5 protein-coding genes are annotated in these 3784 nt (G+C 62.2%); 2 read left to right on the plus strand and 3 right to left on the minus strand.

The window, feature by feature from the left end:
• The 3 genes from ADADOO_RS07170 to ADADOO_RS07180 form a co-directional block, all read right to left on the minus strand.
• Nucleotides 1-1516, minus strand: a 1516-nt coding sequence (locus ADADOO_RS07170) for a phosphoketolase family protein (protein WP_511276247.1), incomplete at its 3' end; no start/stop codon positions are given.
• A gap of 20 nt (nucleotides 1517-1536) precedes the next feature.
• Nucleotides 1537-1869: a chaperone modulator CbpM gene (locus ADADOO_RS07175; RefSeq protein WP_511276248.1), complete on the minus strand. Its 333-nt coding sequence runs from the start codon at nucleotides 1867-1869 to the stop codon at nucleotides 1537-1539.
• 2 nt (nucleotides 1870-1871) lie between these two features.
• On the minus strand, nucleotides 1872-2819 hold the full coding sequence (locus tag ADADOO_RS07180; protein ID WP_511276250.1) for a DnaJ C-terminal domain-containing protein: 948 nt from the start codon (nucleotides 2817-2819) through the stop codon (nucleotides 1872-1874).
• A 178-nt stretch (nucleotides 2820-2997) separates the two neighbouring features.
• Here ADADOO_RS07180 and ADADOO_RS07185 point away from each other — a divergent pair, with 178 nt between their 5' ends.
• On the plus strand, nucleotides 2998-3300 hold the full coding sequence (locus ADADOO_RS07185; protein ID WP_511276252.1) for an OsmC family peroxiredoxin: 303 nt from the start codon (nucleotides 2998-3000) through the stop codon (nucleotides 3298-3300).
• Nucleotides 3301-3437: 137 nt separating this feature from the next.
• A complete protein-coding gene (locus ADADOO_RS07190; RefSeq protein WP_511276254.1) occupies nucleotides 3438-3626 on the plus strand; it encodes a hypothetical protein in 189 nt (62 codons plus the stop codon).
• Nucleotides 3627-3784 lie beyond the last annotated feature (158 nt).

Here is a 3784-nt window from a genome sequence, read left to right on the forward strand (position 1 = left end):
CGCCGCACATCTTGAGCCACTTGGCGTGCTGGTTGAACATCGAATCGACGATGTGAATGAAGGCTTCGTAGCACGAGAACAGGCCGTGCCGGCCGGTCAGCAGGTAGCCTTCGAGCCAGCCCTGACAGGCGTGCTCGGAGAGCACTTCCATGACCCGGCCATCCGGCGCCAGATGGTCGTCGCCTTCGAAATGTTCGGCCATCCAGGTCCGGTTGGTGACCTCAAACAGCGCGCCGAGACGGTTGGAAGCCGTTTCATCCGGGCCGAAAACGCGGAAATTGTCGGGGTTCTGACGTATCACATCGCGCAGGAATACGCCCATGGCGCGCGTTGCCTCGGCCACCGAGCCGCCCGGCGTCGGCACTGCCACGGCGTAATCGCGATAGTCCGGCAGACGCAGGTCGCGCAGCAGGGCGCCGCCGTTGGCGTGCAGGTTGGCGCCCATGCGCCGCTGGCCGAGTGGGGCCAACGCGGCGATCTCGGGCATCAGCCGGCCACCGTTATCGAACAGTTCGGCCGGCTTGTAGGACGCCATCCATTCGCCCAGCAACTGCACGTGTTCCGGCTTGTCCATGTCGCTGAACGGGACCTGGTGCGAACGCCACGAACCTTCGCTCTGCTTGCCATCGACCTTTTTCGGCCCGGTCCAGCCCTTGGGCGAACGCAGGATGATCATCGGCCAGCGCGGACGGCTCTCATCGCCGCCTTCGCGCGCCTTGCGCTGAATGGCGGAAATGCTGGCCATGGCCGTGTCAACCGCAGCCGCCATCAACTGGTGCATGGTTTCCGGGTCATCGCCCTCGACAAAAATCGGCTGGTAGCCGTAGCCGACGAACAGGCATTCCAGCTCGCTGTGGCTGATCCGCGCCAGGATGGTCGGGTTGGCGATCTTGTAACCGTTGAGGTGGAGGATGGGCAGCACGGCGCCATCGGTGCGCGGATTGAGGAATTTGTTGGAATGCCAGGAAGTCGCCAGCGGCCCGGTTTCCGCCTCGCCATCGCCGACGACGCAGCAGGTGATCAGGTGCGGATTATCGAACACGGCGCCATAGGCATGGAACAAGGCATAACCGAGTTCGCCGCCTTCGTGGATCGAGCCCGGCGTATCCGGCGAGGCGTGGCTGGGAATGCCGCCGGGGAAGGAAAACTGCTTGAACAACCGGCGCATGCCCTCCTCGTCTTGCGAGATGTCCTGGTAAAACTCGCTGTAGCTGCCCTCCAGCCAGGTATTCGCCACCACGCCGGGGCCACCGTGACCGGGGCCGGCGATGAAGATCATGTCGAGGTCGTGCTGTTTGATCGCCCGGTTCATGTGCACGTAAATGAAGTTCAAACCCGGCGTCGTACCCCAGTGGCCGAGCAGGCGCGGCTTGATGTCGGTCAGGCTGAGCGGCGTTTTGAGCAGCGGGTTGTCGAGCAGGTAGATCTGGCCGACCGACAGGTAATTGGCGGCGCGCCACCAGGCGTTCATCTGGTTGAGTTCGTCGGCCGCCAGCGGCATGTGGGTGGTCAGCATTTGCTTATCCTTGATCGTGTTCATTGGGCGCCTGCCTTGCGTAGACGGGCTTGCAGCGCTTCGAGTTCGTCGAGTAGTTGCAGGGCCAACGCGGCGCCGGCCAGATTGACGCCGAGATCGCGTTGCAGCCGGACGGCCACCGTGGCCCGCCGCAGGTGGGTGCCGGTGAAGCGCCAGCGATGCGGCTCTCGGCCAATCGGTGACAAAACGCCTTCGTCGACCAGTTCGACGATGGTTTCAACCCGCACGGCACAGGCCTGACAGACTTCGCTGATGGTCAGGTCGGTTTGTTCTTCGAGAATGATCGCGCTCGGTTGCGGCAACATTTTGTCGCTGTCCTTGTCATTTTCCATGCTTACACTCCCAGCCTGGAACGCGGCCTGAAGGATTTGAACTGCTCGGCCATGCTGGCGTAAAAAGCCTGGTCGGCTTCGCTTTCAGCCGTCGGCAAAACCACCTGCAAGACCACGTAAAAATCGCCCGGCGTATTGCCCGGAATGCCTTTGCCCTTGAGCCGCAGCTTGCTGCCGGATTTCGAATTTGGCGGAATTTTCAGGTCGACCGTGGCATTCGGCGTCGGCACGCTGACCGTCGCCCCCAGGGCCGCTTCCCATGGCGCCAGCGGCAGATCGAGAAAGACATCGCGCTGCTCGACCCGGAAATGGGCATGCGGATTGAAAGCCACCTCGAGATAGAGATCGCCGGCCTTGCCCTGGCCGATGCCCGGTGCGCCCTGCCCCGCCAGGCGAATGTGCTGCCCGGCACGAACCCCACGCGGAATGGTGACATTGAGCTGATGCGAGCGCATCGTCACCCGGTCGTTGGCATCCACCTCGGGCGTGCCGAGCGTGATGATCCGGGTAGCACCGCTGTAGGCGTCCGCCAGATCGATCATGACCTGGGCGTGACGATCCTCGCCGCGGGCATGAAACTCTCGCTGGCCCCGGCTTGCACCGGCAAAACCGCGGCCATACAGGGATTCGAAAAAGTCGCTGAAGTCCTCGGCGCCCTTGCCGTTCGCGCCATCACCGGAAAACTCGAAACCGGCGTTCCAGTCCGGTGGCGGCCGGAAATCCTGCCCGGCCTGCCAGTTGGCACCCAGGCGGTCGTAGGCGGCGCGCTTTTCGATATCCTTGAGCACGGCGTTGGCCTCGCCGAGTTCCTTGAAACGCGCCTCGGCCTCCGGATCCTTGCTGACGTCCGGGTGGTATTTGCGCGCCAGTTGCCGATAGGCGCGCTTGATCTCGTCCTGGGTTGCGTCGCGCGCCACCCCCATGATCTTGTAGTAGTCCTTGAATTCCATGTAATAGCTTCTCTCGGGACGCAATTCTCGACAGCCATGACTATGTATTCGCTGGGCAAATCATTCCGTGCGCCAGCCAACATAAACACCAGGGAATTCAGGTTGTGTGCGTTGGCGAACAGAACACCCCACCCGGCCGGAACATCATGACCAACTGACCGGCCATCGAGGAACTGCCATGAAACGAACTGCATCAGCTGCCTGGACCGGCGGCCTCCAGAAAGGCGCCGGGACCATTTCGACGCAAAGCGGAATATTGGCCAAGGCCCAATACGGCTTCAAGGAGCGCTTCGAGGAAGGCCCCGGCACCAATCCGGAGGAACTGATCGCCGCCGCTCACGCCGGCTGTTTCAGCATGGCCCTGGCAGCCCAACTGGAGAAGGAAGGGATGACCCCGGATAGCCTGCAAACCGAGGCTGCCGTGACATTTGACAAAGTCGACGGCGCATTCTCGATCACCGCCCCATTCATCTCGACCTGATAGCCCAAGTGCCGCGCGCCACACAAGCCGATCTGGAACGCGTCGCCAATATCGCAAAACATGAATGCCCGGTATCAAAACTATTGAACGCTCCGATCACCCTGTTCGTCCAACTCGAAACCCCGTGAGGTAACCCCATGAAAAGACTTGTCGTCTTGTTGATTGCCGTCGCCAGCCTGTTATCCGGCTGCGTAGTCTATGACCCTTACCGGGATGGCGGACACCGCGGGGATCGCGATGGCCAACCGAATCGCAGCCATGACCGTGACCGCGACGGCGTCCCGGATCGCCAGGACTCGCGTCCGAACAATCCGAACCGCTATTAGCCGATGAAAACCGCCGAGCAGCTGGCCGCACTGTTCCCACGCGAAAGCGACATTCCCGGCGACTGTCGCATCCTCGCGCCGATCCACCAGCGGGCCATCCTGATCAATGGCGAAATGCGCATCTGGAAGGGCGAGACGCGGACGGTGCATTCGCCGGT

The organism is Azonexus sp. (assembly GCF_036170495.1).
In the GTDB taxonomy this organism is placed as follows: Bacteria; Pseudomonadota; Gammaproteobacteria; order Burkholderiales; family Rhodocyclaceae; genus Azonexus.